General features: G+C 69.2%; 3 protein-coding genes. All 3 read right to left on the bottom strand.

Annotation, left to right across the window (positions count from 1 at the left end; all coding sequences use genetic code 11):
- Window positions 1-83: 83 nt before the first annotated feature.
- Window positions 84-830 carry a hypothetical protein gene (locus tag G6045_RS40140; RefSeq protein ID WP_165337182.1) on the bottom strand — a complete coding sequence of 249 codons (747 nt, stop codon included), beginning with the start codon at window positions 828-830 and terminating at the stop codon, window positions 84-86.
- 44 nt (window positions 831-874) lie between these two features.
- On the bottom strand, window positions 875-1,642 hold the full coding sequence (locus G6045_RS40135) for a hypothetical protein (RefSeq protein ID WP_165337181.1): 768 nt from the start codon (window positions 1,640-1,642) through the stop codon (window positions 875-877).
- Between the two features lie 155 nt (window positions 1,643-1,797).
- A complete protein-coding gene (locus G6045_RS40130; protein WP_165337183.1) occupies window positions 1,798-2,655 on the bottom strand; it encodes a helix-turn-helix transcriptional regulator in 858 nt (285 codons plus the stop codon).
- Window positions 2,656-2,868 lie beyond the last annotated feature (213 nt).

Here is a 2,868-nt window from a genome sequence, read left to right as displayed (position 1 = left end):
GTGCTATCCCCTCCGGGTCCCTCCCTGAACCCCCGAGGTTCCCCCGTCTTCCCTCCCCATGTCCCCCTGCTGTGGGGGCAGGTCTACTTGGCTGCGGCCTCGGTCGCCTTCGCGACCTTCTCCGCGCCCTTCTTGAAGGCGTCCTTGAAGGCGGGGGTGTCGGTCTTGTTGTCGACGCTCGTCAGGAGCAGCACCGAGATCGCGCTGTCGACACGGGCGGCGGCGAAGTCGAACTGCATCGGCACCGCCTCCTGGCCCTCCATCTTGGCGATCAGCCGCCAGGCGAGCGTCTCGTCACCTGCGGCGGGCACGTCGAGCTTCTTGTACGAGTACGTGACCTTGTCGCCGTCCATGTCCCCGGTGAAGGAGTCGCAGCCGGCCGGTACGGCCGAGTTCTTCATGGCTTCCTTGGCGTCCTCGACCGTGTACGAGAACACTCCGTGCGACAGGTACGGACCGAGGTCCGACTTGCTGTACGACTTGGTGACCGTGGCCTGCGCGGCCGGGCTGTCCGCGCTGTGGATGATCTGGTCGAGCAGCGGCTGGCACTGCTTCTTGTCGGCCGTGCCGAGGCCGAAGACCGTGGAGCCGTCCTCGGTGTCGGTCATACTCTTGTCCGAGCTCCAGCCGGACCGCATCTCCTTGAGCTCCAGGGCCGCGGCCTCGGCCTGGCTCCTGGTCAGCGGCTTCGCCTCGGGTGTGGGCTTCGGCTCGGCCTTCTTCGCCGAGGGCTTGTCGCCGGCGTCGGCCGAGCCACTGCAGGCGGCGGCGAACAGGAGGGCAGAGGAAGCGAGGGCGGCGACAGCGACGCGACGCAGCGGGGTACGCACGGGGTTTCTCCAGGTGTGGGTGGTTCGAATGCGGTGCGGAGGCGTCAGACGCCGGTGCCTTCAGCGCCCTTGGCCGCGATCTTGCGGGTCTTCTCGACGAGCTTCTCGACGGCCTGCTCGAAGGCCTCCGGGTCGTTGCCGCCGTCGCTGTTCTGCGAGACCCGTACGAGGGCGCTGCCGACCCGGGCGGTCACGGTGTCGGTCTGATCGACGTAGACGTAGCCGTCCTCGTCCTCGTACTCCATCGAGAAACGGTAGCCGAATGCCTCGCCGTCTCCGACCCGGGGTACGGACAACTCCTCGGCGCGGAAGGCGACTTCATCGCCGTCGTAGGAGCCCGTGAACGACTCGCAGCCGTCCGTCACCTCCACGCGCTCCATCAGCTGCTCGGCCTGCTTCTGCGTGAACGCCCCGACCTCGGTGAGCAGGAAGGGTCCGTAGTCGGCGTCCTTCGTGAAGGCCGCGAACGCTTCCGCCCTGGGGCGGGGTCCCGAGTCGCCCTCGGCGGTGCCGTCCAGGAGCGGCTGGCACTGGGGCTTGTCCGCCTCGAGGGCCGGGCCCTCCTCCGCGTCCTGTGTGCCGGCGGCGTCGACCTTCCACCCCTTCGGCAGATCCCCCACCTCGATCAACGCCTCCTCGACCTGCTTCTGCGTCAGCGGCGCAGCCACCGGCTTCGGGGAGGCGGAGGGAGAAGCCGACTTCGCGGCCTTCGGCTGCTCCTCCGCGTCCGCCGAGCCCCCGCATCCCGCCACGGCCAGTAGCGACACGGCCGCCAACACGCCAGTTGCGGCACGGGAGTTACGGGTACGCACGAGGTCTCCTGGAGGGGGTGGTCAGCCGTCGGCCGACCGTTTGTCGACCTTTGGTATGCCACCAACCTAAGCGCCAGGTAAAGGCGCCCCGCGCGCCGATGGGCCCGTCGAGCCGGGACCAAAGTCCCGACCCCGCCTCATCCCTCCACAGGGCCTCAGCCGGCGATCGGATACATCGACCCCCGCCGCCCCTCCGGCGAGGCCAGCCACTCCACCTTGCGCACCGTGTCCGCGACCGGCAGCGGTGTGTGCAGCACGATCACCAGGTCCGGGCGGGCCGGTACGCGCAGTTGGGTGGCCTCGAAGTGGAGGGCGCCGACCATCGGGTGGTCGAGCTGCTTGTTCATCACGCCGCCGGGGGAGATGTCCCGGCGCTCCCACAGCGCCGCGAACTCGGCGCTCGCCTCCTTGGCCTCCTCGACCAGCGCCCGGAAGCCGTCGTCGTCGGGCGACTCGGAACAGGCGGAGCGGAACTGGGCCACCAGGATCTCGGCGTTGGCGTCCCAGTGCGTGGCCCGCGAGCGGTAGAGCTCGTCGGTGAAGAAGTCGATCAGGCAGTTCTGCCGGGTCTCGGGCCGCATCCCGAGGATCATGGCGGCCGCGTCGTTGTACGTGACGCAGTTCCAGTACTGGTCCATGATGTGCGCCGGATAGGGCATCCACGCGTCGATGAGCCGCTTCAGACCGTCGCACATCGTGTCGTCGCACCCCTCGACCTGGAGCGCCGGCGGATTGAGCCCCGACAGCACGTACAGATGCCGCCGCTCGGCGCTGGACATCCGAAGCACCCGGGCCACCGAGTCGAGCACCTGCGGCGAGACGGAGATGTCGCGGCCCTGCTCAAGCCACTGGTACCAGGACGCCCCGACCCCGGCGAGCACCGCCACCTCCTCGCGGCGCAGCCCGGGGGTACGCCGGCGGCCGCCGGCGGGCAGCCCCGCCTCGGCCGGTGTCACGCGCGCCCTGCGGCTCATCAGGAATTCGCGCAGCTCCGACAGGCGGTGGGTCTTCATGGCGGCGGTCTCGGTCACTCGCTCTCCCCCCGGAGCTTCACTGGTCGTGCGAACTGGTGGTGCGGCCACCAGGATAAGTTCCCACTCTCCACGGATATTCCGATGGCCCGAGGCTCTTGGCCATGGCACTCGACACCTCCGCCCCCTCGGCCAATCCCTCAGCGGATACGGACAGTTCCGTACGTATCGCCGAAAAGGCCCCCACCTCCACCC

The organism is Streptomyces mesophilus (assembly GCF_011044995.1).
Taxonomy (GTDB): domain Bacteria; phylum Actinomycetota; class Actinomycetes; order Streptomycetales; family Streptomycetaceae; genus Streptomyces; species Streptomyces mesophilus.
The sequence above is the reverse complement of the archived record's forward strand: the minus strand, read 5'-3'. Positions and strand labels throughout refer to the sequence as shown.

What these genes read in the sequence shown, in the direction of transcription:
- G6045_RS40130 (WP_165337183.1), bottom strand. Translation starts at nt 2,655, where the DNA reads ATGAAGACCCACCGCCTGTCGGAGCTGCGCGAATTCCTGATGAGCCGC.